Here is a 23284-nt window from a genome sequence, read left to right as displayed (position 1 = left end):
ACCAGACATGAGAACCTTCTCATATTACTTTCCTTTGCCAACCCCAAAAACTGATTGTCCCAAAAAGAATGCTGGATCCAGTTAAATATAGCCAAAAACTGATTGAACCTCCTGATTGAAGAGAAAGCAAAATTGGACGAAAAGGGTCAAATAAAAAAACCAATTCTGTTGCTATATAATGATAAAGTACAATAGATAATCCAAAAATCACGAGAAAGGCTATGATTGGTCTTGAGATAAACACACAGATAGCACTACAGAATAGTAACTTAGCAAGACAGGTAAGTAGAAAAATACCATAAAATTTGATCGTATACCATTCTGCTGGTAACCTTCCTACTTCATTCTTAAAACCGTAAAGTGCTGCTGTATCGCTGCTGGAAAAAAAGGCTTTTGATCCAATCATAGAAATAATGTAAACAATTCCGATCCCAACAACAGTCGTTGCAGCCAACGCCAATAGTTTTCCCAGCCAAAGTTCGAACCGTCGGTATGGACGAAGTGCATACAATCTGTATGCGCCAGAATTCAATTCGCCACTTAACTGATCAATATAAAAAATAGGCAGCATTGCGGCCATCATTAATAATGACATTCCATCCATCATAAACCAGGGAGCGTTAAGATTGTTTAGCATAATACTGCCTTCTCCAAAACGAAATACTCCCTTTTGTGATGAGCTTAAACCCCAAATATTGAAAATAATTACAATTAAAAAAGAGGAGAATAGTACAATTTTAGACTTTTTTTTCCAGTCTCGTTCCAATTCACTAATCCATATGCCTAACATGTTTACCCCCTAATATAAGTAGTCACTTCTCACAAAGCGATGGTAGGCTCCCCACAGGAAAACAATAAGATGTACAACGACAACGGATAATATAGCCACAATTACACTCATATTTCCGTCTATAACTTCGTTCAAACCAGTATGTTGCAGAAAAGGTATCAAGGAATAGGTAATGCAGAGTTCTAATAGAGGAATGTCACTGAATAATGCCGCAAGTTGAATAACTGCACCGTCCAGTAACAATGATGCTAAAATGTAAAGCATACAGCCTCCGATAGCATATGTGACATTTTTGCTGTACATCGAAATACAAATAAACAAACTGGATATCCCCAAGAGTGAAACAAATGCAAACCCGTAATATACAAAAGTGTAGCTAAGAGCCTCAAGAGAATAATTCAGCAAACCATTTTCATTGAACTGAAAAAAATAACCAGTAACTATCAGACAAACTGCAAACAAGATGAGCATCAGAACAATACAAACACAAATCAATAATAGTTTGCTGAAAAAGATTTGCCTGCGGGTAAATTGACGAAGAAAAACATACCTCAACTGACCGCCTCTATATTCCTCGGTGAATATAGAAGCTGCAAATACAGCCATAATGATATCAACGGGAAAATACAAGTTATTTCGTAAACCTGTAAGAACAAATAGCTGAGATAGAGTATCATGATCAACTTGAAGCGTTTCAAAAAAACTAGCTGTCATATAAGCAAGACCAGGGATAGCCAAAACCAATAGCCATGTCCAACGTTTGGACCAAAGTCGTTCCCACTCACTATTGAATAACGTAATCATGCTCTCATTAACTCCACGAAAGCATCTTCTAACCTTTCGCCATCACGGATCAACTCGGCAGTAGGACCTTTCCAAATAACTTTTCCACTTTTTATGATTATTAATTCATCACACATCTGCTGGAGCTCATCCAGTAAATGGCTTGAGATAAAAAAAGCGTAGTTAAATTCGTTTCTCAAACTAAGGATGATATCTCTTAATGCTCTCATCCCCATGGGATCAAGACCGTTAGAGGGTTCATCTAGAAGTAGAAGTTTCGGGTTTCCTAGCAGTGCCTGAGCAATTCCCAAACGTTGCTTCATTCCAAGCGAGTACCCCTTAACTCGATCATTCGCTCTATCTCCCAACCCAACCCTTTCAAGCAACTCTTGAATATGATTTTCCCTATCAGATTTAGGCAGATCAGGATGAAGTCGTGCCAAATTGCGCAATACTTGCCTACCTGTCATATACTCGAAAAAAATGGGCGATTCTATAATTGCTCCCACCTGTGCCAATGCATTTTTTCGGTTTTTGTTTATTTCGTATGAATCTATCTTTACATGGCCATTACTTGGATGCATCAATCCTGTCATCATGCGCATCATCGTAGTTTTGCCTGCACCATTCGGGCCAATAAAACCATAAATTTTTCCTTTTTCCAAGTTGAACGAAGTATCTTGAATGATTTCACGTTTGCCTATCACTTTAGTTAGATTGTTGACTTCCATAACAATATCAGGCATTATGACCCTCCTTCTAGAGCGTTTCTTCAAATGGATTAAATGGTAATACATGAGATAATTATGTTAAATGCGTACAAGATACGAAATTCACTAGAGAAAATTGTGTCTAATTCAAGATTTGTCCACCTGAACGAAAACCACAAGGAGGACGTCTCGCAGCCATACCAGTCATTCCCAAAATAAAAAATCGCCAATTGATCCTAAAATATGATTGTGATATCTACAAAGAGTCATTGGGTGGAATGCTTCTTTATTAAAGTAAAGAGTTATCTTCGTTTGGAGAATCGTTATGATAAATTAACGTGTACATTCAAGTCTCTTTTTAGCTTTGGTGTCCATTATGGTGCAGCTTGCTTAAACTTGAAGACACGCTCTAGTAAAAAAAATGTTGTTCAAAATAACAAGAAGAGACTTATTCAGTCTCTTCAAGTAGTTGAACGAAAAAATATGATTGTGAAAAAATTAACAAAGTGCTCCAATATTAGAGAAACATTTTACTCCTGCAGTAGGAGCGCAAGTATTGGCAGTTCTTGTTTGCTCTCCGCAACCACCAGTACAGTTCCAAATACTTAAAGCTTGTGGCTGAACTGTACCTTCTGATTTTTTAATTTGTACATCAAGATCAAAGATTCCTTTTTCCATTTTCGTTACACTCCTCTAATTTTTTTGAAAAATCGAATTATGTAATATCCTAGGTGATGTATGAAAAAATATAAAAAGATCGTCATCTTTCTATATATTCCATAAAAAAGTATTAACATAAAACAATGTAACATGAGGAAATAATAAAGTAAAGAATATAATTCCAAATATTGAATTTATATCAAATTAAGGATGATTATCATAAAACTAAATAGGGGATATGTGCACTTATCATACATTTAATACAATATTGGAATTATAATAAATATATATTCTTATAATCAAATATTTTACATAATTTAATTCTGGAAATCTAGTCAATAGTGAGTTTTTTAGCAGTAACGATTGATAGTGTTGGCGAATCCGTGACTCCTTGTTAACATAGATGCAGAAAGCGTTTGATGACATTACAGCAAAGGATGAATCCCATGAATAAAAAAGTGCTCGTGGTAGATGACGAATCAAGTATTGTCAGTGCCATTGTTTACGCGCTGCGGCGCGAAGGATATGAAGTAGATACTGCGAGTGACGGCGAAGAGGCCTTGGTTAAGGTCGCATCGTTTCACCCACAGGTCATGATTCTGGACGTGATGATGCCCAGGCTCGATGGATACGGGGTATGCCGGAGGCTGGAGGACCGCGAGGATATCGGCATTATTTTGCTGACCGTCAAAAATGATATCGTGGACAAAATCGTTGGCCTGGAAATGGGCGCCGATGATTACATGACCAAACCATTCGAGATCCGTGAACTGCTCGCAAGGGTAAAAGCATTGATGCGCCGTGTCGAGAAAAGCAGTCCACCACCTGACGATTCGAAGAATCAGGCCATCGTGAATGGCACACTGCGTATTCATGTTGCTCACCGCACGGTGACCGTGAATGAGGAGAAGTTGGATCTGACACCAAAAGAGTTCGACCTGCTGACCATTCTCATGTCCAATCCCGAGCGTGTGTACACACGAGACGACCTGCTGGACCGGGTCTGGGGCATGGAGTATGCGGGTGGGACACGGACCGTGGACATTCACATCCAGCGTTTGCGTAAAAAAATTGGAGATACGGATCAGCAAAAATTACAGACCGTATACGGGATTGGCTACAAAGCATCTGCACCTGAAACAGGCGGGGCCATATGAGAGTCAGCATCAAGCTGAAGTTCAGTGTTTTTCTGGCAGCATTGCTTATCCTAACGGTGGTTGTGCTCAGTTCACTGGTTCTGCGCGGTATTGAACGCAATCAGCAGTCACAAATTGAAGGTATTTTATCACAGCAGACACGGCTGGTGAATCTGAATGTGCGACAGTCCTACTACACGGAGTCCGTTCATCTGGAACAGGACGTTTTTTTACAACAAAACGGCCGCAGGCTTGCACAGGAACTGGCCAACTCTACCGGATTGCCGATAGCGCTCTATGATATGAAAGGCCAACAAGTCGGTTCATCGATCAGCTCTGGGGAGAGTGCGATTGTTCAGGATACGCTCAACTATGCACTGCAAAATAAAATTGCCTATCATGAACAAGGGGATACCTTGCTCTATGCGGCACCGTTGGACGGTCCGGATGGACAGATGGGTGCTGTATGGATGCAATATCCGGTCCAAAGCTACCATGAATTCTATACTCGCATCCTTCAATTGTTCATATGGGCGGGCATTGTCGTTGTTGCGCTGAGCTTCATATTAGGTTATCTGTTCTACAATCGGTTTGCCGTTGCGATTACCCGACTGAAGAGGTCCGCAGATTCCATTCGCGAAGGGAATTACATTACGGAGTCTCCTTTAAAGCGCAAGGATGAGTTGGGGGAGCTGGGGCAGGGCATTTATTATATGAGTACATCCATTCAGCAAAATATCACAGCCATGCATGCGGAGCAGCAGAAGCTGCAACTGGCGATTGAGAAACTTCAAGCGCTGGAACAGCAGCAGAAACAATATATCGGTAACATCAGCCATGAATTCAAGACACCACTGACATCGATCAAAGCTTATGTGGAGCTGCTCGACATGTATAAGGATGATCCGCAACTGCTTGATGATGCCACGAGTAACATTGGCAAAGAAACGGAGCGGCTGTACGAGATGGTCGAGAAAGTCTTACATTTATCTGCCTTGGAGAAGTATGACTTTGAGAACCAGGCCGAAGATGTAGAGGTCAGCGCGCTACTGAAGGATGCCTGTGGCCGGATGCGTGGGAAAGCGGAGAAGTTTGCGCTGAACATGGAACTGGATCTTGAACCGGCGGTGATCCGCAGCGATCGGGAGAGTCTTATGCATATTTTCATCAATATGCTGGATAATGCCATCAAATATAACGTTCCGGATGGTGTGATCCGGGTGAAGAATGAACTACGGATGCAGGAGCGTCAAGCGGTTATTCGGATCTATAACTCGGGTACGCCGATTCCGGCAGAGGCGCGGGAGAAGATTTTTGAACCCTTTTACACGGTGAACAAAGACAGAGCCAGAAAAACCGGCGGAACCGGACTGGGGCTATCTCTCGTGAAGCAGTTTGTTGAAAAACAGGGCGGTACAATCACCCTGCTGTCGAGTGATCCAGAAGATGGGGAAGGTGTGACGTTCCAGCTCATGTTCCCTTTGGCTGATTCAAGTTTACAAGTTCGAAACAAGTCTGAATAACTTTGGAAGTATGCGATGTGTATGCTTGGTCTATAGCAAGAGAAACCAGGGGGGACCATCATGAATTGGAAACAAGCAGCTATGGGCACGTTCGGAGCCATTGCCCTGTTAACGACAGCGGCATGTGGGGGAACAACGGAGCCGGGGGGCAACGCACAAGGCGGGAAAACGGGCACGGATATTACGGTAAAAGATAATACCAACACGTCCGTGTACCAGAGCTTCAAGCTGGAGAAGATTGATAAATTGCCGAATATGCGCGGAATTGCATGGCTTAGTGATGACTGGATTGTATCCGACAAGGAGAACAAGTCCCTGAAACCCGTCACGGTTGAAGGTCAGGAAAGATACCCGCACAACTTATATATGTATGATCTGACGAAAGGCACCGACACGCCGCTCAAGGAAAGTGAAGCCAGTCTGGGTGCACCGCTGGTGTCACCGGATGGTCAGTATCTGTTTTACCGGGAACCGGAGGAAAATACGGGTAAAGGCTACTTCTTGAACCTGCATAACGGGGAGACAACCCCTGCGGGTAAGGAGGATGGATTTATCCAAGAGGGCGCGTGGCTGGATAATGAACATGTCGTTTTCCCCAATATGAAGGGTGATCTGATCTCGGCAAGTGTGGATGGCACAACGAAAGTGCTGGTGGAAACAGGTAATTTCAATGTACGGAGTATCAAGGTGTCAGGCGATATGCTCTATTATATTACGGGCGAAGATGGCCAGTTGAATGCATACGATGCGAAGACGGGTGACGTAAAACAGGTGCTGAAAAGTGTGGAGTGGGTCATCCCTTCTAATGATGGAACAAGGCTTGCGATTGTGAAAAGAACAGCGGATACCAAACGGGCGCTGGTGCTCACCGATCTGGAAGGCAATGAGAAGGCCACTCTCGCCAGAGGTACACAGGTTTTCGGCACAAGCTGGTCGGGTGATGATTCCAAGATTGCATACACCATCAATTCTGAGAATGATAATGAGAAAGGGCTATTTGTCTCCAACACGGAGTCGGCAGAACAGTTCCAGATCTCGGCCGATATGGACAACGCTTCTGACCCACTCGCCTGGAGCCCGAAAGGAAATAAAATCCTGTTATCGCAGGCGGTATTGGAGAATGAATCGTATCACTTTGTAACCTCGGTCATTACGATCTCGGAATAGGGGAATGATGCAGAAAGATATGTTCCATATCTTTCATGCCTTTCTATACATTTATATTGACTAAGCTGTTCCGCTTCCGATAAACTAGAATGCAGGAATAAAAGTCGAATGTCAGGCAGCAGTTCGAGACGATGTTTCGGGCGGCTGTTTATTTTCTTTTTAACAGTAAGGGTGCAACGTAGTCGTTTTGCCGGATGATCCGGCTAATAACAACATGGAATAGGAACAGGTGATATACATGTGTAACAGCGCGTACCGCGTGCTTTTATATTATAAGTTCGTGAAGATTGAAGACCCAGAGACGTTTACACAAGAGCATCTGCAATACTGTAAGGACCTGGGTGTGAAAGGCCGTATTCTGATCGCATCCGAAGGCATTAACGGTACGGTATCCGGAACGCCAGAACAGACGGAACAGTACATGAAAGATATGCTGGCTAATCCGCTGTTCAGCGACATGGTGTTCAAGATTGATGATGTCGAGGAGCATGCGTTCAAAAAAATCTTTGTTCGTCACAAAGCAGAGCTGGTAACCTTCCGTGTGGAAGATGAACTTGACCCAAATGTGACTAGCGGCAAACGCCTTTCGCCGAAAGAGTTCCATGAACATCTACAACGTGATGACGTTATCGTTATCGATGGTCGCAATGATTATGAATACGAAATTGGTCATTTCCGCGGGGCCATCCGTCCAGATGTGGAGTCGTTCCGTGAGTTTCCGGAGTGGATTCGGGAGAACCTGGGTGACATGAAGGACAAAACGATTATTACCTATTGCACTGGCGGCATTCGCTGCGAGAAGCTGACCGGGTTCATGATCAATGAAGGATTCCAGGATGTGGCTCAATTGGACGGCGGTATTGTCACGTACGGTAAAGATCCGGAAGTACAAGGCCATCTGTTCGATGGCAAGTGTTACGTGTTTGACGAGCGCATCTCTGTACCGATTAACCGGACAGAAGAAGATATTGTCATTGCTAGCTGTTATCACTGCGGAACGACACATGACCGATATATTAATTGTCCAACCTGCAACCTGCAGCATGTAAGCTGTGAGGATTGCGAAGAGACGCATAACCGCTTTTGCTCGGATGCCTGCCGGGAGGCAGCACCGGTACACGCATAAGCAGGAGAGCAGGTGCTGATCGTGAAGCGCGAAGAGGAACGAACGACGCGTGAACGGATTTTGTTCATGCTGAAGCAGCAAGGTACATTGACCGCGAGGGAAATGACAGCTGATCTGGGTCTGACCGGCATGGCCATTCGCCGTCATCTGACGGCACTGGAGCAGGACGGCTGGATTGAGGTTCGGGAGGCCCGGGCTACGGCCGGACGTCCGTCCTCGGTGTACCAATTGACGGTACGCGGGGACAGCTTTTTTCCAAAATCATATTCGTCCCTTACGCTGGAATTGCTTGAAGAATTGTCTGACTCTGCCGGTAGCGGTGTGGTGGATGCATTGTTCGAGAGTCGCCGGGACAAACTGCTTCGTAGCGGATTGCCACAGATGGAGGGCCAGGATCTGGCCGGACGGGTGGAGGAACTCGCGCGAATCCAGAATGCCAACGGATATATGGCGGATGCGTCCAGAGAAGACGATGGAACTTACGTCATTACGGAAATGAACTGCCCGATTGTGCAAGTCGCGAGTGTCTACAAGCAGGCTTGCCGCTGTGAACTGGAACTGTTTCGCTCGCTACTTCAAGCTGAGGTGGAGCGTACCGAATGTTACGCCGATGGCGGTAAAAGGTGCAAGTATGAGATTCGCGAAGCGTCGGGAAATTAACTGGTTTATACAAAGAGATTGTTTCGAATCATCGAAATAGTCTCTTTTTTTGATAAATAAATTACGTATAAACGCTATTTGCGTATGGCGATGCGTGTTATAATGGAGCTAACATCCAGTGCATGTTCGCATCCTTATATTTGCTGATACTTCAGCAGATATATTCTGTTCATTTTGCGCGTAGGAGTGAATAATAATGACAGAGTTGCTTGATCCCAAGAACGATTATGTGTTCAAACGAATCTTTGGAAGTGAAGAGAATAAGGATGTTCTTCTGGCTTTTCTGAATCATACCTTCAAAAATGCAGGTGAATCTTTACTGACCGAGATTGTGTTAATCAACCCTTATCTGGACAAGGATACACCGAGAGATAAACAGTCCATACTGGACATACGGGCCAAAACAGATCAAGGTGAGCTAATCAATGTTGAAATGCAGTTGTTTAATCAGTATGATTTAGAGAAGAGGACTTTGTTCTATTGGGGTAAACAATATTCCGGACAATTACTTGAAGGACAGAGATATAGTCAACTCAAAAAATGCGTAGCGATCAACATTGTTAATTTCAAAATGCTCGCTAATGATCAGTACCACAACGTATTTCATTTAAGAGAAGACCATACTGATATTCCGTTGACGGATGTTATAGAGATTCATTTTATGGAAATACCAAAGCTGAATGATGAAAATATTCAAATAAAGGATGGATTGGTGCGTTGGCTGTTATTTCTGAAAGGAATGACTAAATCAAGCTGGGAGGCGTTAATGATGCACGAACCCGAACCGGCTTTGAAAAAAGCCATGAGTGTATTGGAGTTTCTGAGCCAGGATGAGCAAGCACGTCAACGATATATCGACCGTCAGAAATTTCTATGGGACGAAGCTTCCATGATTGAGGGCGCACGAGAAGAGGGTCTCAAGAAAGGCATGGAGGAAGGAATTCAAAAAGGAATCGAAAAAGGGATCAAAGAGGGAATCAAAGAAGGAATCAAAGAAGGTGAAGCTGAGAGCAAGCGGAAAATCGCAATGAATATGCTCACTTTAGGTCTTGATCAGGCTACTATTATTAAAGCTACCGGGCTAACACCATCTGAATTAGAAGAACTGCAAAAAGAAAAGGAATAAAGCACTCTGGAGCTATCCATTGATCGATATAAGGTGACCATACCCAAAGTACATTGGGAGGGATGCCTCTTTTTTTTGAAAATTTTAAATATGAAAAATCTCATGATGAAGCAGCAACTATGTCACGGTGATCCCAACCCGGGTAACATACTCCTTCGAGATCATGATACCGTTATTATTGACTGGAACAATGCTTCTACCGGAAATCCGGAAGCCGACTTGGGGCCGAATACATCATTATGATTCGATGCGCCATACTGCCCCCGCATCTGCCACATGAAGCGACGATTGCTCTTGATGTTACCAGAGAGGCCAGCATTCGCCTCTTTATGGAGGAGTATGAGAAGTTGTCCGGTATTGGCTATGCAGATATCGAACCCTGGATTGCGCCTGTTGCGGCACGCAAATTGATCGCGGATGCCGTATCGGAAGCGGAGAAAACAATGCTTGTGGACGAGATTAGAAGAAGACTTCATACTCCATTTTCATGAGTAGGACCTTATTTTGCTGTACCCATGGCGACCATCTACAGAACAATGTGGGTGGTTTTTAAGTTTTATGTAATGTTTTCTATCACAACCATACGATGAAAGTAAATTGGAAGCGGTTCAACCATTGACGGATATCGGGACGCCCCTTAATATTAGGGGAACAATAAAACACCAACACGGGTCATGGACTTCAGTCGCATGAGAAAAGTCTATATTTGTCTGCTTTTGTCGATCAAAGCAACAATGCGTTGAAGCGTTTGCTTTGTCCCGCCCTATCGTGTCAATGGAATTCGATAAGGGTAACCACATTTTATAAGATGGAGAGGGGTTCTCACACATGAAAAAGAAATTTTGGATGTCACTGATGATGGTTGCTTCAATGATCGTTGCGGCAGGTTGCGGAAATAACAGCGGTACAGGCTCGGAATCCGAAGGATCAGGGACTACAACAGGTGGAGGCAGTGAGGAAAAATCATATCAGATTTCCATCTCGCAGATTGTTGAACATCCATCTCTGGATGCTACACGTGAAGGTTTCATCGCAGCCCTGAAGGAAGCGGGCATTGAAGAGAACAAGAACCTCAAAATCGATTACAATAACGCACAAGGTGATTCGACGAACAACTTGTCCATTGCACAGAAAATCTCAGGTGATTCTAAAAATGATCTCGTACTCGGAATTGCAACACCATCTGCGCTGGCTCTGGCTCAACAAGTGAAGGACAAGCCATTGCTGTTCGCAGCGGTAACGGACCCACTGGGTGCCAAACTGGTGACCGATATGGATAAGCCGGGCGGCAATGTTACAGGTGCATCCGACACGAATCCGGAGGCTATTGTACAATTGGCTGACTTTATCGCTAAAAATCTGCCGGATGTGAAAACGGTTGGCTTGGTCATTAACGAAGGTGAACCAAATGCGGTGGTTATGGCAGATAACGCAGAAAAAGCGCTGGCAACACATAATATCAAGCTGGTGAAAGCACCAGTTACGAATACATCTGAAGTAAAACAGGCAACGGATTCTCTGGTTGGGAAAGTAGATGCCTTCTACATCACACTCGATAATTCCGTCGTGAGTGCGGTTGATACGATCATCCAAACGGCGAACAGTAATAAAATTCCGTTCTTCTCCAGTGATCGGGATACCGTTGAAAAAGGAGCTTTCGCAACGGTAGGCTTCAAATATTATGACCATGGATATCAGGTGGGTGAGATGGCCGCGGACATTCTGAAAAATGGTACAAAACCGGGTGATATGAAAGTCACCGTTCCGGACAAACTGGATCTGATCCTGAACCTGAAAGCGGCTGAAGCCCAAGGTATCACGGTTACGGATGAGATGAAAGCGGAAGTAAAAGATCAGGAAAACAACATTATTCAATAGAATCAATTCATAAATTTAATGAGTTATGAGATTGATTCAATAATCTGACCGGACAATAATCCGGCAGTATGGATGCGAGGCGAACGTGCAACGGGTTCGCCTCATTCTTTTCGATAGACAGGGAGGAAGTAGCGTGAGTATAAGCTGGAATTCAATTGAAGGAGCAATCGAGCTGGGGCTTTTATATGCACTGATGGCACTGGGTGTATATATTACGTTCCGCATACTCGATTTTCCTGACCTTACCGTAGACGGAAGTTTTACAACAGGAGGCGCAATAGCGGCGGTTATGATCTCCAATGACTTCTCTCCTTGGCTTGCCTGTTTGGCGGCAATGGCTGGCGGCATGGTAGCTGGGGCTTGTACAGGTCTGCTTCATACCAAAGGCAAAATCAACGGATTATTATCCGGGATTTTGATGATGATCGCGCTCTACTCCATTAATATGCGTATTCTTGGCGCACCGAATAAATCCATTATGGGCATGGACAATCCATTCTCGGGTGAACATGTCATGGTACTAATTATCATCGTGGTGCTGGTGTTTAAAATTATGCTCGATCTGTTCATGAAAACAGATGTTGGACTGGCACTCCGCGCGACAGGTGATAACAAACGTATGATTCGCAGCTTTGGTGCAAATACGGATGTGACTACTATTGTAGGTGTCAGCTTATCCAATGGATTGGTTGCCCTGTCTGGTGCATTCATTGCACAGCAATCAGGTTTTGCAGACATTACGATGGGCATCGGTATGATCGTTATTGGACTGGCCTCCGTCATTATCGGTGAGGCCATTCTTGGAGCAAGAACGGTCTTCTGGGCTACACTTGCAGCGATCGTTGGTTCAATTATATACCGGATTGTGGTCGCGCTTGCCCTTCAAGTGGAATGGTTTGATACATCTGATCTGAAGTTGATCACCGCGGTGATCGTCATTATTGCCCTTGTATTCCCTACTATGCAGCGCTCCATGAAGCAGCGTAGTCTGGCTCGCAAACGAACGGAAGAGTTGATGCGATCCGGGGGTCATCAGGCGAAGGGAGGTATGTGATCATGCTGGAGATTACGCAAGTAACCAAGCTGTTCAACCCAGGCACAGCGGATGAGAAGACCGCGCTAGTCGGTGTGAATCTGACAATGAATCCGGGAGACTTTGTGACGGTGATTGGCAGTAACGGAGCGGGTAAATCCACGCTGATGAACATCATTTCGGGTGTGATGAAGCCGGACATGGGTGATGTGCTGATCAATGACCGCTCCATTAAAAACCTGCCGGAGCATAAACGTAGCAGCTGGATTGGCAGGGTATTTCAGGACCCGATGGCAGGAACAGCACCACATATGTCCATTGAAGAAAACATGGCGATGGCATACAAACGTGGCAAAGGACGCGGACTGGGCTTCGGAGTTACCCGTGCCAGACGGGAGATTTTCAACACGCAACTGGAGAAGCTGGGAATTGGACTGGAAAAGCGGCCGAATGCAAAAGTGGGTCTCTTGTCTGGCGGGGAGCGCCAGGCACTTAGCCTGTTAATGGCTACGTTTACCCAGCCGCAAATTTTGCTATTGGATGAGCATACGGCAGCCCTTGACCCATCACGTGCCGAACTGATAACGGAACTAACGGAGACACTTGTGCGTGAGATGAGACTTACTACATTGATGGTGACGCACAATATGGAGCAGGCCATTCGTCTGGGTAACCGTCTGATCATGATGGACAAAGGCCGAATAATTCTGGATGTCAGCGAAGAGCGCAAGCGTACGTTAACTGTACCTGAGTTGCTTGGTGAATTCGAACGGATTAGCGGCAAAAAAATGGCAGATGATCGTGTCGTGCTGGGTTAAGACGAGGGAACACTTGTTCGCGGGTGCGGGAATCGGACAACATTTTTTATCATCATTGCATCTACAATATAAAGAACAGCCGCTTTCGGTACTCATCCGAAGGCGGCTGTTTGCACGTTGCTTTGTTATACATCGTTGAACGAATCATACTTCCCACCAAGCAAAATAAGCAGTGGAGGCCATCAGTCCGCCAACCGAAAGTGATCCGCTGACAGAGAGGTTAATGGCCTGACCCGGAGGAACCACGTAACGGCCAAATTCATTGGACAGAAACGGCCCTGCTTGAAGGGGAATAGCCATCAATGGCGTCGCTCCTGAAGGTGTAGCAGCAGAGAACCGTACCGTGGCTACGCTGGTATTGCTGCTGGAAAGATTGCTGTTTACCGATGTTAGTGTGGTGGGCGATGTCAGTGTTCCATTAGCGCTCAGACTCATGGAACCGCTGAAGGAAGATAACAGATTGAGTGAGACCGTAATTCCACCAGAGAGCCGCGATACGTATAAGGTTTTCCCGCTCCCTGCGGGATTGGCCAAGTGTACGGTGGCGATAACCGTTCCTCCCAGCAACCCCAGTGTTGTGGAGTTGGTGGAACCTGCATTGTACAGATTGCCTGTACTGCCAGCATTATTCTCCGGAGGTGCAACAATGCCGGGAGAAATATACGTGTTGGTGTTGGACGTATAGACGGGCTGGCTTAACGGGTTAAATACATTATTGTTTGGCACAGTGTGCACCTCCTTTCATCAGGGTCGAACTCAGAATTCCCACCAGAACAGATTAATGGATGCGGTCTGATTCCCCGTGCCTACGCTAATGGATAATGTTTGTCCCGGTGGAACAATAATGGAGCCATTCAGATCCAGTGAATACATTCCTGCGGTGAGCGGAATACTTGCGATGCTCGTGAAGGTTCCCCCCAGAGTACCTGTATTTTGTCTTGTGGTAACTACACTGGCGTTGGTATTTCCAAGTAACGTATTGACGGGCACTGGTGTGCTACCAACAGTCACGGTTCCTCCTGAATAGATAACAAGAGTAGCTGCCGCTGTTGTGCCTCCTGTGAGGCTGGATATACGTATTGTTCGGCCGCTGCCAGCCGCATTCAGGATCTGTAGAAGAAGACTCTGGTTGGAAGGAATTAAGGTATTGTTGGTCGTCAGGGCAAAAAAACTGCCTGCAGCAGCTGCACCGCTGTCTGGTGACGCTTCAATGCCCGGGGCTGAGAAGGTATTGGTCAGTTGAGTAAACAGGGGACGATTAGATTGGTTGAATACATTATAGTTGGTCATCTCATCCACCTCCCATAGACCAGATTAACTTATAGAGGTTGTTCAAAAAGTCCGCTTTTGATTACGAAGGGTGCCTCTTGATTCGCATTTCATTGTACTTGCAGTGTATGTGAAAAGAAGCAAATGGATTGGGGACTGAGCCGTATATCTGGAAATAACGGCGGTTGCCGTGCCCGTATATCCAATCCGGGCATACGATGCGTAAGCACATTTTTTAAGGGGAAATCGAGATGAGTCGAACAGCGAAGCAAAGCAAGAAGAGAACGAAGCAACCAACTAAATATGTCAGTCGCCGCCGCTCCCGTCATTCCTGCCGCGCTAAATTGCTGAAACCCCCTTGTTCCCGGATTACTCGTCCCCGGTTCAAGCAGGGTGCTTCCTCACGTACGAAACTCCCTGGTGCTATTCATTGTTTTACAGAGCATACGTATGTCGGAGCCGAAACCAGTAGCAGCATGGATTCACTCCCGGCACAAGACACCTCATCACTCAGCATGTATACCTATGGCGTTGTGAATCGGGGCAAACATCCGGCTCTTATACAGATCCAGATCAGCCCAAATGCCGTAGATTATGCTGTGGACAGCCAGGAGGTGGTCGCGGGAGGCCAGACCAAAGCGCTGGTACCATTGCGATTTTTGCACTATACCCGGCTTGCAATTCGATCCGTTGAACCGGATCAGCCGACCCGGCTCGATGTTTACTTTCAGGCGCAGCGTATGCCGTAAGGGAGTATGATCTCACAGATTTGACCAGGGAGGAGGACGAGGCACATGCCTAACTTTACAACGTTTAATACGAATCCGGATAATCTGAGAACGTTGATTTTTGGCCAGGATAGTACAGGCACAGCCCAGCCTGTCAGAACGGATACAAGCGGGAACGTGGTTGGCATTATTTTGGACGGAACCATCAGTAACATCTCAGGTCTGACCACGGTTACAATTAACGCCGGAACCATTACCAACATTCTGAACGGAACGATCACGAGTGTACTTGGAGCGACGATCACGGCAGGTACGATCAACAGTGTGCTTGGAGCCACAGTAACAGCAGGTACATTGACGAATTTGCTGAATGGTACAATCACGAGTGTGCTCGGAGCCACGGTGACCGCCGGAACGCTGACGAACTTGCTGAATGGTACGATCACAAGTGTATTGGGAGCAACGATTACCGCCGGAACGATCACGAGTGTGCTCGGGGCCACGGTGACCGCCGGAACACTCACAAACTTACTGAATGGTACGATCACAAGTGTATTGGGAGCAACGATTACCGCCGGAACGATCACGAGTGTGCTCGGAGCCACGGTGACAGCAGGAACATTGACAAACTTGCTGAATGGTACGATTACAAGTGTATTGGGAGCGACGATTACCGCCGGAACGATCACAAGTGTGCTTGGAGCCACGATTACAGCAGGTACCATCACAGGTATACTCGGAGCGACAATTACAGCAGGAACACTGACGAACCTGTTGAACGGAACCATTACCAGTGTGCTCGGGGCCACGGTGACCGCAGGAACGTTGACGAACTTGCTGAATGGTACGATCACGAGTGTATTGGGAGCAACGATTACCGCAGGAACACTGACAAACTTATTGAACGGAACCATTACAAGCGTACTTGGCGCAACGGTAACTGCAGGGACGTTGACAAATCTGCTAAATGGTACAATCACCAGCGTGCTCGGTGCTACAATTACCGCGGGAACACTTAGCAGTGTGACGTCCATTTCACAGAAGAGTTTTCAGGAGTCCCAACTCATAAGCACCCCGACCGCCAACACCTTCACAGCGCTCCCGGCGGTTACGACCAGTGTATTTGGCACGTATTCTTTCTTTGTATATAACCGGGGGCCGGGTGTAAACCGGGTAGATGCTCTTGTTGAGATCAGCGCCAACGGAACGAACTGGTACACGGATGTGACGACGGTAACGGGCATTTTGTCCGGGTCAGTCGATGTATTGGTACCGCAGCGTTTTCTCAAGTACACGCGTCTTTCCTACCGCTCCAGCCTAATCGGCGCACCAAGCACGATTGATGTGTTCTTCAATGGACAAGGCACATAACCCATTTATTTGTCATATAGGTACATGGAGTTCCTTTGGTGGACTTCATGTACTTTTTTTGTATTGGAGGTGGTTGGATTTGAAGAACCGTTTACTTGGAATCCATATGATTGTGCAAAATGAAGAACATCACCTGCCCCGCTGTCTCGACAGCTTGAAGCATATCAGCACGGAATGTTTTATCACCGATACTGGCTCATCTGACCGTACACCCGAGATCGCCAGAACGTACGGAGCAACGGTGTTGCACGCCTGTTGGGAAGATGACTTTGCCCATGCACGAAATATCACTTTGCCTCTGGCGAGCACAGAATGGGTCCTGTGTTTGGATGCCGATGAGTACGTTACGCAGGGATTGGAAGAACTGCTGAATTATTTACCTAAAGTCCATAAAAGCATTTCAAGATTACGTATTACCATAGAAAATCGATACGGTGAAGGGGTAGAAGAGAGCGTTATCTCTCAGCCAGTGAGGCTGTTCCGTGCTCATCAGGGATATCGATATGCGGGACGCATCCATGAGCAGTTGGTTCGTAGTAGCCCAAGCAGGCTTGGCCAGGATGAGGCGATTGATATGAATAAGAGCGAGACCTATACAGATGAACAAAGCCAATTGATCGAGACTGAACCGCTTGCTCCATTATGTCTAATTCATGATGGATATCTGGCTTCAACGATTGCGCAAGAGCATAAGCCAAGACGTAATTTGAAACTGATTGAGCGGGAACTCGCAGATGAGCCTGCACAGCCTTTTCACCTGTACAATCTGGGAGTAACGTATTGCCAGCTTGGTGAGGTCGAAAAGGCAATTGAAGCGTTCAGTGAATCATTACACCTGACAGAGTTGCTCGCACCATATCGACCTACACTGGTTAGAGATTATGCAAAGACCCTTGTGGGATCGGAACGTTACGACGAGGCGCATGCAATTCTGATTGTGGAAAGACAGCGTTATCCATCTTATGCTGATCTGCACCTGTTGTATGGGGAGACGTTGGAGCTGCAAGGTTTGGAGGAGCATGCATATCAATCGTATGCCCGAGCAACGGAATACTGGGAGGGAATAGACCGTGTTGGACACAGTGATGGCGGTAGCACGTTAGACGCGTCATATGTAACGGAAGCGGGTTCTAACAGTTACAGAGCCTATACTGCGATGGCAAGACTTGCTCAGAAACGGAGATTCTATAAAGAGTCTGCACATCTGTACGGGTTGGCTCTGGACAGCATGTTCACATATGCTCCGGCATGGGCCGGGTTGGCAGATGTGCTGCAACACTCCGGTGAAACGGATGAGAACATAGCAGAAACATTGCTCGCCAGATGCAGAGGAATCGAGAAATCGGGTCACGGTGATTCGATTTGTGGTGAAATGCCCCATTCATATGCAGTGACAAATGAGGATCATCTGGTGATGGTGATTTATGTTCTAACAGGCTGTGGAGCATATGAACAGGCATTGAAAATGCTGGATACAGATGCGTGTACTGCTCGTATCCATGTAGCGGATCAAATACATTGGATGTTATGTGCGAATAGGGTTTCCGAAGCGCTGCAACTGGCAGAAGAACACTGGAGCGTGGGGTGTGTGCATGAAGTCAATCTGCCGGCTGAGCACAGAATGGATTGGGCACTGGCTTGTTGGACCAACGGATTACGATTATCCGAGGCATTCCTCGCAACTACGCTTCCACAAGAAAAGAACGTTTGGAAGGTCATGGATCGACTGCTGGATCAGCTATCGAAAGAGCCGCGAAGCATGGAACCTGCGTCACAAGAACAGAAGCTTATTCAATGGGGTCCGCAGGCAGAAATGGTAGCAGAGAAGGTTGTACAGCAAGCCGTAAAGACAGGACAGCTCACACTTGCTGAGCAACTGCATGAGTTGCGGGCCATGATGATGTGTGATCATTGGGGAACGACTTTAACTCGAAGGCGAAAGTTTGCAAGTCTGCTGTATCGTCAGGGGTATACCATGGTAGCCGCGAACATCCTGATTCAGTGCATGACCGAGAGTGCACTGGATGCCGAAGGTTTATTCTGGCTGGGTGAAACGCTGTATGCCAAAGGCCACAATGATCAAGCGCTCTCTTTGTTCGAGCAGGCTCTGGAGCGGGAGCCTGATATGTGGCAGGCCCGAGTTGGAGCAGCTGTATGTTACATGCGATTGGCAATGGAGGCGATTCGGCAGGAATTGGTTCGATCTCCTTCTTCAGGTGTACTCGCTGCACAACATAATGCACTGGAACAAAGGCTGCGAACGACAGAGGGTATGCCGTGGCGTACGCTTTTCCATGCAAAGGAAAGGAGGAATCAGCTTGCGAGCGGAACGAATTTCCCTATGCATGATCGTGAAGGATGAGGAAGAGTTGCTGCCTCATTGTCTTGCCAGTGTCCAGGGAGCGGTGGACGAAATTATTGTGGTGGACACCGGTTCATCGGATCGCAGCGCGGAGATTGCGCAGCAATATGGCGCGTTGGTTGTGCGATTTGAGTGGTGCGAAGATTTTGCCGCAGCACGGAATGCTGGCCTGGAGCGCGCTTCCGGCGACTGGATTCTCTTTCTTGATGCGGACGAGGCGCTCGATAGGGCTGCGCGGGAGCAGATCAGGAGCTGGACGTCGGTCAGCGGATGTGACGGATTGTTTTTAAACATTCATAACTATACAGGTACGGGTCAGCAGGGGGTTACCGTGAATCCGGTTTTGCGTCTCTTCCGTAATGCCCCGGAGCATCGGTTCGAAGGTCGGATTCATGAGCAGATTGCCGCGGCGATTTGCCGTAGGAACCCAGAGGCTGCTTTTCATGTGACGGACATGGTCATCCATCATTATGGGTATCAGACGGCGATTGTGGAGCGCAAAGATAAGGTGAACCGTAATGTTCGCCTGCTGCAACAGGCAGTGGAGGAAGAACCAGATCAGCCGTTCCATCACTATAATCTGGGTGTCGAGTATCTGCGTGTGGGGGAAGCGGAGCGGGCGTTGGAGACGTTTGGTGTGGCTCGGATGGGGATTGATCCTGCGGTGACCAGTTACGCGCATTTGCTGTTCAAATATGAAGTTCGTTGTCTCCAGCATCTGAACCGCTGGCAGGAGGCATTAGATCGCATTGATGCTGCGCTTGAACTCTTTCCAGAGTACACGGATCTGATGCACCATCGCGGGGTATGTGCAGACGCCTTGGGTGATGCAGATCGGGCAGAATATTCGCTGCGTGAAGCTGTCCGTATGGGACCACCTCCACCCATATATCATACGGAGGAAGGCATCGGCACCTATCAGACGTGGTATACGTTAGGACGATTACTGGAAGGAAGGGCGGATCTGGAGGGTGCGGTGGATGCTTACGTGGAAGCGGTACGTGCCAAATCGAGTCTGTTACCGCCGCTCTATCGGATATTCCGAATTATGCGAGTCTCCGGGCAGGAACATCAGATTCCAGCGCTGGTGAGGGAGCGTTTTGCACTCAGTTCGGAAGAGGCTACACACAAAGTATTGGGCATTCTGGAGCAATCTCGTTGTTATGATGCGGCTTTGCAATTGTTATCGGGTATATCCTCACAACCTTCCGCAGAGATGAGGGAGCGTTTATCTGTGGCGGAGGCGATGCTCCAAATCCAACAGGGAAGATGGAATAAGGCGCGTCTGAAATTGGAACCTGTGCAGCGGAAAAAAGGGCTGCTCGCGATCTCGTCTGCACGATGGCTCGAACGTTTGGAGTGGATCGAGGGGAAGAAAGCCAACGGAGATGATCCATTGACCTTGTGGTTAAAGCGTAGTTCGCAGGTGGGTGAAGGAAAGAATGAGGAATCTGCTGTGCAGACAGGGAGAACGGTTGGTCTGAGAGCGACAAAGAAGAAGGACATGGACTCCAGCATAGACGGAACGGTTGCAGGAACAGAGTATGATGGCTGGCAGGCGCTTGGACTGATGATGGAAGGATGTGTACAGTCAGGGAGATGGAAAGAGCTGCATAGCCTGATTCAGATGTGTCGACAGCAATTGGCTGGAGAAGGGTTATCGGTGGAACAGAGCGTTCGAGTGGGAGAGAAGAAGAAAGAGATGGAAGGGAAAAAGGAAAACGGGAAGGTGAGTGACATTGATTCGTTCCCTGGGGCTTCGGATACCCTGACGGGAACAAGCTGGCTGGTGAAAGGATTGGTCAGTGCTGCGGACCATCATCTGGAGGTGTTCGCTCAGCATGCAGATGGACAGCGGCACCGTTGTTGGCCTGTCGTTCAGCATATTCGGCTGGAGTTACCGGGAGCGGACGGGTTTGAGAGCTGAGAGGGGATCAGGCAGGTCCGGGGGTTCAACTTAATTCAGCGGGCTAATGGGTGGGGCTGAACTCCGTTGGTGAGGGGTGGTGATGAATATGGGTATAGGGATTAGTTTGTGTATGATCGTGAAGGATGAAGCGGTGTCACTCCAGCGGTGCTTGAATGCAGTCAGGGATGTTGTGGATGAGATCATCGTTGTAGACACAGGATCGGTAGATGATACAACTGAAATTGCCCGCCTTCATGGTGCCGTTGTAATCCGAACGGAGTGGAACGGAAATTTCAGTGAAGCCCGTAATCTGTCACTGGCCGCTGCTACGAAACCGTGGATTCTGGTGCTTGATGCGGATGAGGTATGGGTACAGACCCCTCAGATGAAGACAGAACTCATGCGGTTGTTAGCGGCAAGTAGGGATGACGTGTGGGGATACTGGATACAGGTCACAAGTCTGCTGGGTGTGTCCGGTGAAGAGCATGTGACGGATGCGGTGTGTCGTTTGTTCCGAAATGATCCCCGAATTGCCTTTCAGGGCAGAATTCATGAAGAGATTGCTTCTTCCATCATGGCACTGGCTCCGCAAGGTGTGCTTCATTCTGGATTTGAAGTCATTCATTACGGATATCTGGAGCAGGTGATTACCGACAAAAATAAAGGCGCACGGAATATGCAGTTGATTCGTTTCGCGTTGAATCAGGAGGGTGATCAACCGGAGTTGTTATATGCTCTGGCCGCAGAATGGTTTCAGCAAGCGAAGTATGATGAAGCACTCCGTTTGTTACAGCCATTATTGGCACAGCTTAAGCCGGAGTGTGGATATCACTCGGATCTGGTGCTGAAAACGGCTTACGCCTGGCGAGAGATTGGCAGTCCAGAACGGGCGCTTGCTGTGGTGGAAGCATGGGCGCCCGTGTATGAGGATTTCCCGGATTTGTTGGAGCTTGGTGCTGTACTAGAACTGGATCAAGGGAGAGAGGATGTGGCCTTGAACTGGTTAAAACAGGCTAAATCAGCTGCTTCTACAGCCAGCAGGTATACATCAGTCTCTGGTGCTGGAACCTACCGCAGCCTGACACTGGAAGGCATGGCATATGAGCGGGCTAGCCGCTGGGCAGAGGCAGAAGCCGCATACACGGCGGCGTTGGTCCTGCAACCCGGCAGCATGGCTGCATGGCAACGGCTGTTGTTGTTGGCCGCAGCCACAGGGCGGCCGCATGCCATCGCCAGCGTTGCCGCTCGGGTAAGCTTGCCACCTGCGGCATGGCAAGCGTTGATCCCGACCGCGCTTGCCGCGCATCGGCCGGATTGGCTGCTACGCCATGCGGCGGCGCTTGCTGGCCCGCTGCGGGCACAGCCGCTGGCCGCCGGGCTTGCGCTGGCCCAGCTGGGCGAGGACGCCGCGGCTCGGGCGGCTTTGCAGCCCTGGGCGGCGCATGCGCAGCATGGGCCAGAGGCGACCCTGGCGCTGTGGGCGCTGGGCCACAAGCAGCCCGGCGGGCGCAACGCCCGAGCGGCGGCTCGCCAGCAGGCAGCGATGCCCGCCGCGGCCCACGCCGCCGAGGCGCTGCTGCTGCGCGGGGCCACGGCCCGCAGCAGCGGCCTGGCGTGCAGCCCGCCCCGCGGCGCAGCGCCAGGCGGCCCGACCGCGCCTGCGCCGGGCGGCGTGCTCGCGGCTGCGCAAGCGCTCGCCGGCGTAGGCGCCTGGGCCGCATGGCTGCGCCTGCTGCAAGCCCTGCCGCCTCGCGGTGCGCTGGCGTTGCTTGCAGCGCTTCCGCCTGCGGCACGCTGCGGGTTGCTGCGCGCACCCGCGAGCGTCCGCGAAGGGCTGCTTGCGCTATGCGGCACGCCTGACGGCGCGCAGCAGCCCCAAGCGGACGAAGTGCCCGCCTCGGAGCGCACCGCTCACGCAGTCCTCGCGGGCACGCTCGCGCTGCTCGCCGGGCGGCAGAACCTGGCGCGTGAATGGGCCAATTCGGCCCAACTCACTGCGCGGCAACCTGCCGCCACAGGTCGCCCGGCGACGACAATCCCGCCGGGCCTGCAAACCCTGTTGCGCCTGACAGCACCCGGCGCAGCCTATGCCAAAGAGTACACCAACCAGTGCAACATGTTACTGGTACACCTATAATTTCCTTTAATCTTTAATCCTTAATCACTAATCACTAATCTCTTATTTCTAGTCTCTAGTCCCCAACCTCCAACCCCTGTACATCCCCACATATTCCC

The 23284-nt window shown here is 48.2% G+C and carries 22 protein-coding genes; 16 read left to right on the top strand and 6 right to left on the bottom strand.

Features of this window, described 5'->3' with window-relative positions; genetic code table 11:
• Positions 1–19: 19 nt before the first annotated feature.
• From NST38_RS28935 to NST38_RS28920, 4 genes are all read right to left on the bottom strand, one after another.
• Positions 20–790: an ABC transporter permease gene (locus NST38_RS28935; protein WP_076251831.1), complete on the bottom strand. Its 771-nt coding sequence runs from the start codon at positions 788–790 to the stop codon at positions 20–22.
• 9 nt (positions 791–799) lie between these two features.
• Positions 800–1594, bottom strand: a complete 795-nt coding sequence (locus NST38_RS28930) for an ABC transporter permease (RefSeq protein ID WP_076251829.1) — start codon at positions 1592–1594, stop codon at positions 800–802.
• The gene (locus NST38_RS28925; RefSeq protein ID WP_076251826.1) at positions 1591–2319 is read right to left on the bottom strand and encodes an ABC transporter ATP-binding protein; all 729 of its coding nucleotides are present in this window, start codon (positions 2317–2319) and stop codon (positions 1591–1593) included. The genes NST38_RS28930 and NST38_RS28925 overlap by 4 nt, the downstream gene beginning before the upstream one ends.
• Before the next feature lie 462 nt (positions 2320–2781).
• Positions 2782–2961, bottom strand: coding sequence for an FDLD family class I lanthipeptide (locus NST38_RS28920; RefSeq protein WP_064641713.1), 180 nt, complete (start codon positions 2959–2961; stop codon positions 2782–2784).
• A gap of 428 nt (positions 2962–3389) precedes the next feature.
• Between NST38_RS28920 and NST38_RS28915 the strand changes: the two genes are divergently transcribed.
• From NST38_RS28915 to NST38_RS28865, 11 genes are all read left to right on the top strand, one after another.
• Positions 3390–4100, top strand: a complete 711-nt coding sequence (locus tag NST38_RS28915; RefSeq protein WP_076251824.1) for a response regulator transcription factor — start codon at positions 3390–3392, stop codon at positions 4098–4100.
• Positions 4097–5602, top strand: a complete 1506-nt coding sequence (locus NST38_RS28910) for a sensor histidine kinase (protein ID WP_076251822.1) — start codon at positions 4097–4099, stop codon at positions 5600–5602. Before NST38_RS28915 ends, NST38_RS28910 begins: the two co-directional genes overlap by 4 nt.
• Before the next feature lie 60 nt (positions 5603–5662).
• Positions 5663–6769, top strand: a complete 1107-nt coding sequence (locus NST38_RS28905) for a TolB family protein (RefSeq protein WP_076251820.1) — start codon at positions 5663–5665, stop codon at positions 6767–6769.
• Between the two features lie 238 nt (positions 6770–7007).
• On the top strand, positions 7008–7895 hold the full coding sequence (gene trhO / locus NST38_RS28900; protein ID WP_036606654.1) for an oxygen-dependent tRNA uridine(34) hydroxylase TrhO: 888 nt from the start codon (positions 7008–7010) through the stop codon (positions 7893–7895).
• A 12-nt stretch (positions 7896–7907) separates the two neighbouring features.
• Positions 7908–8555 (top strand): helix-turn-helix transcriptional regulator, encoded by a 648-nt coding sequence (locus NST38_RS28895; RefSeq protein ID WP_081745846.1) that lies wholly within the window; start codon positions 7908–7910, stop codon positions 8553–8555.
• 196 nt (positions 8556–8751) lie between these two features.
• Complete coding sequence (locus tag NST38_RS28890) at positions 8752–9681, top strand: Rpn family recombination-promoting nuclease/putative transposase (protein ID WP_076251818.1); 930 nt, start codon at positions 8752–8754, stop codon at positions 9679–9681.
• Positions 9682–9714: 33 nt separating this feature from the next.
• Positions 9715–9924 (top strand): phosphotransferase family protein, encoded by a 210-nt coding sequence (locus NST38_RS28885; protein WP_370511428.1) that lies wholly within the window; start codon positions 9715–9717, stop codon positions 9922–9924.
• Positions 9921–10172, top strand: a complete 252-nt coding sequence (locus NST38_RS28880) for a hypothetical protein (RefSeq protein ID WP_076251816.1) — start codon at positions 9921–9923, stop codon at positions 10170–10172. The genes NST38_RS28885 and NST38_RS28880 overlap by 4 nt, the downstream gene beginning before the upstream one ends.
• Before the next feature lie 337 nt (positions 10173–10509).
• Positions 10510–11559, top strand: a complete 1050-nt coding sequence (locus tag NST38_RS28875; protein ID WP_076251814.1) for an ABC transporter substrate-binding protein — start codon at positions 10510–10512, stop codon at positions 11557–11559.
• A gap of 193 nt (positions 11560–11752) precedes the next feature.
• Entirely contained in the window at positions 11753–12613 is an 861-nt protein-coding gene (locus NST38_RS28870; RefSeq protein WP_051154091.1) for an ABC transporter permease, read from the top strand.
• A 2-nt stretch (positions 12614–12615) separates the two neighbouring features.
• Positions 12616–13410 (top strand): ABC transporter ATP-binding protein, encoded by a 795-nt coding sequence (locus NST38_RS28865; protein WP_076251812.1) that lies wholly within the window; start codon positions 12616–12618, stop codon positions 13408–13410.
• 144 nt (positions 13411–13554) lie between these two features.
• On the opposite strand, the gene NST38_RS28860 is transcribed toward NST38_RS28865, so the two are convergent.
• Together NST38_RS28860 and NST38_RS28855 are read right to left on the bottom strand one after the other, a co-directional pair.
• The gene (locus tag NST38_RS28860) at positions 13555–14136 is read right to left on the bottom strand and encodes a hypothetical protein (protein ID WP_076251810.1); all 582 of its coding nucleotides are present in this window, start codon (positions 14134–14136) and stop codon (positions 13555–13557) included.
• A 30-nt stretch (positions 14137–14166) separates the two neighbouring features.
• Complete coding sequence (locus NST38_RS28855) at positions 14167–14700, bottom strand: hypothetical protein (protein ID WP_076251808.1); 534 nt, start codon at positions 14698–14700, stop codon at positions 14167–14169.
• 230 nt (positions 14701–14930) lie between these two features.
• Here NST38_RS28855 and NST38_RS28850 point away from each other — a divergent pair, with 230 nt between their 5' ends.
• The 5 genes from NST38_RS28850 to NST38_RS28830 all read left to right on the top strand — a co-directional run bounded on the left by NST38_RS28850 (position 14931) and on the right by NST38_RS28830 (position 23186).
• Positions 14931–15428 carry a DUF6385 domain-containing protein gene (locus NST38_RS28850; RefSeq protein ID WP_076251806.1) on the top strand — a complete coding sequence of 166 codons (498 nt, stop codon included), beginning with the start codon at positions 14931–14933 and terminating at the stop codon, positions 15426–15428.
• Positions 15429–15473: 45 nt separating this feature from the next.
• Positions 15474–16778 (top strand): DUF6385 domain-containing protein, encoded by a 1305-nt coding sequence (locus NST38_RS28845; RefSeq protein WP_256720050.1) that lies wholly within the window; start codon positions 15474–15476, stop codon positions 16776–16778.
• A 79-nt stretch (positions 16779–16857) separates the two neighbouring features.
• Positions 16858–19140, top strand: a complete 2283-nt coding sequence (locus NST38_RS28840) for a glycosyltransferase (RefSeq protein ID WP_076251804.1) — start codon at positions 16858–16860, stop codon at positions 19138–19140.
• On the top strand, positions 19097–21067 hold the full coding sequence (locus NST38_RS28835) for a tetratricopeptide repeat-containing glycosyltransferase family 2 protein (RefSeq protein WP_179087881.1): 1971 nt from the start codon (positions 19097–19099) through the stop codon (positions 21065–21067). Before NST38_RS28840 ends, NST38_RS28835 begins: the two co-directional genes overlap by 44 nt.
• A gap of 82 nt (positions 21068–21149) precedes the next feature.
• Positions 21150–23186: a glycosyltransferase family 2 protein gene (locus tag NST38_RS28830; protein WP_083684530.1), complete on the top strand. Its 2037-nt coding sequence runs from the start codon at positions 21150–21152 to the stop codon at positions 23184–23186.
• Positions 23187–23284 lie beyond the last annotated feature (98 nt).

This window comes from Paenibacillus sp. FSL H8-0104 (assembly GCF_038050215.1).
Lineage (GTDB): Bacteria > Bacillota > Bacilli > Paenibacillales > Paenibacillaceae > Paenibacillus > Paenibacillus amylolyticus.
Note: the sequence above shows the minus strand (reverse complement) of the source record. Positions and strands in the feature narration are given on the sequence as shown.

Bases quoted from the DNA above. Each gene is read 5' to 3' on its own strand.
- NST38_RS28935 (WP_076251831.1), bottom strand. From the start codon at position 790: ATGTTAGGCATATGGATTAGTGAATTGGAACGAGACTGGAAAAAAAAG.
- NST38_RS28930 (WP_076251829.1), bottom strand. From the start codon at position 1,594: ATGATTACGTTATTCAATAGTGAGTGGGAACGACTTTGGTCCAAACGT.
- NST38_RS28925 (WP_076251826.1), bottom strand. From the start codon at position 2,319: ATGCCTGATATTGTTATGGAAGTCAACAATCTAACTAAAGTGATAGGC.
- NST38_RS28920 (WP_064641713.1), bottom strand. From the start codon at position 2,961: ATGGAAAAAGGAATCTTTGATCTTGATGTACAAATTAAAAAATCAGAA.
- NST38_RS28915 (WP_076251824.1), top strand. From the start codon at position 3,390: ATGAATAAAAAAGTGCTCGTGGTAGATGACGAATCAAGTATTGTCAGT.
- NST38_RS28910 (WP_076251822.1), top strand. From the start codon at position 4,097: ATGAGAGTCAGCATCAAGCTGAAGTTCAGTGTTTTTCTGGCAGCATTG.
- NST38_RS28905 (WP_076251820.1), top strand. From the start codon at position 5,663: ATGAATTGGAAACAAGCAGCTATGGGCACGTTCGGAGCCATTGCCCTG.
- trhO (WP_036606654.1), top strand. From the start codon at position 7,008: ATGTGTAACAGCGCGTACCGCGTGCTTTTATATTATAAGTTCGTGAAG.
- NST38_RS28890 (WP_076251818.1), top strand. From the start codon at position 8,752: ATGACAGAGTTGCTTGATCCCAAGAACGATTATGTGTTCAAACGAATC.
- NST38_RS28880 (WP_076251816.1), top strand. From the start codon at position 9,921: ATGATTCGATGCGCCATACTGCCCCCGCATCTGCCACATGAAGCGACG.
- NST38_RS28875 (WP_076251814.1), top strand. From the start codon at position 10,510: ATGAAAAAGAAATTTTGGATGTCACTGATGATGGTTGCTTCAATGATC.
- NST38_RS28870 (WP_051154091.1), top strand. From the start codon at position 11,753: ATGGCACTGGGTGTATATATTACGTTCCGCATACTCGATTTTCCTGAC.
- NST38_RS28865 (WP_076251812.1), top strand. From the start codon at position 12,616: ATGCTGGAGATTACGCAAGTAACCAAGCTGTTCAACCCAGGCACAGCG.
- NST38_RS28855 (WP_076251808.1), bottom strand. From the start codon at position 14,700: ATGACCAACTATAATGTATTCAACCAATCTAATCGTCCCCTGTTTACT.
- NST38_RS28850 (WP_076251806.1), top strand. From the start codon at position 14,931: ATGAGTCGAACAGCGAAGCAAAGCAAGAAGAGAACGAAGCAACCAACT.
- NST38_RS28845 (WP_256720050.1), top strand. From the start codon at position 15,474: ATGCCTAACTTTACAACGTTTAATACGAATCCGGATAATCTGAGAACG.
- NST38_RS28830 (WP_083684530.1), top strand. From the start codon at position 21,150: ATGAATATGGGTATAGGGATTAGTTTGTGTATGATCGTGAAGGATGAA.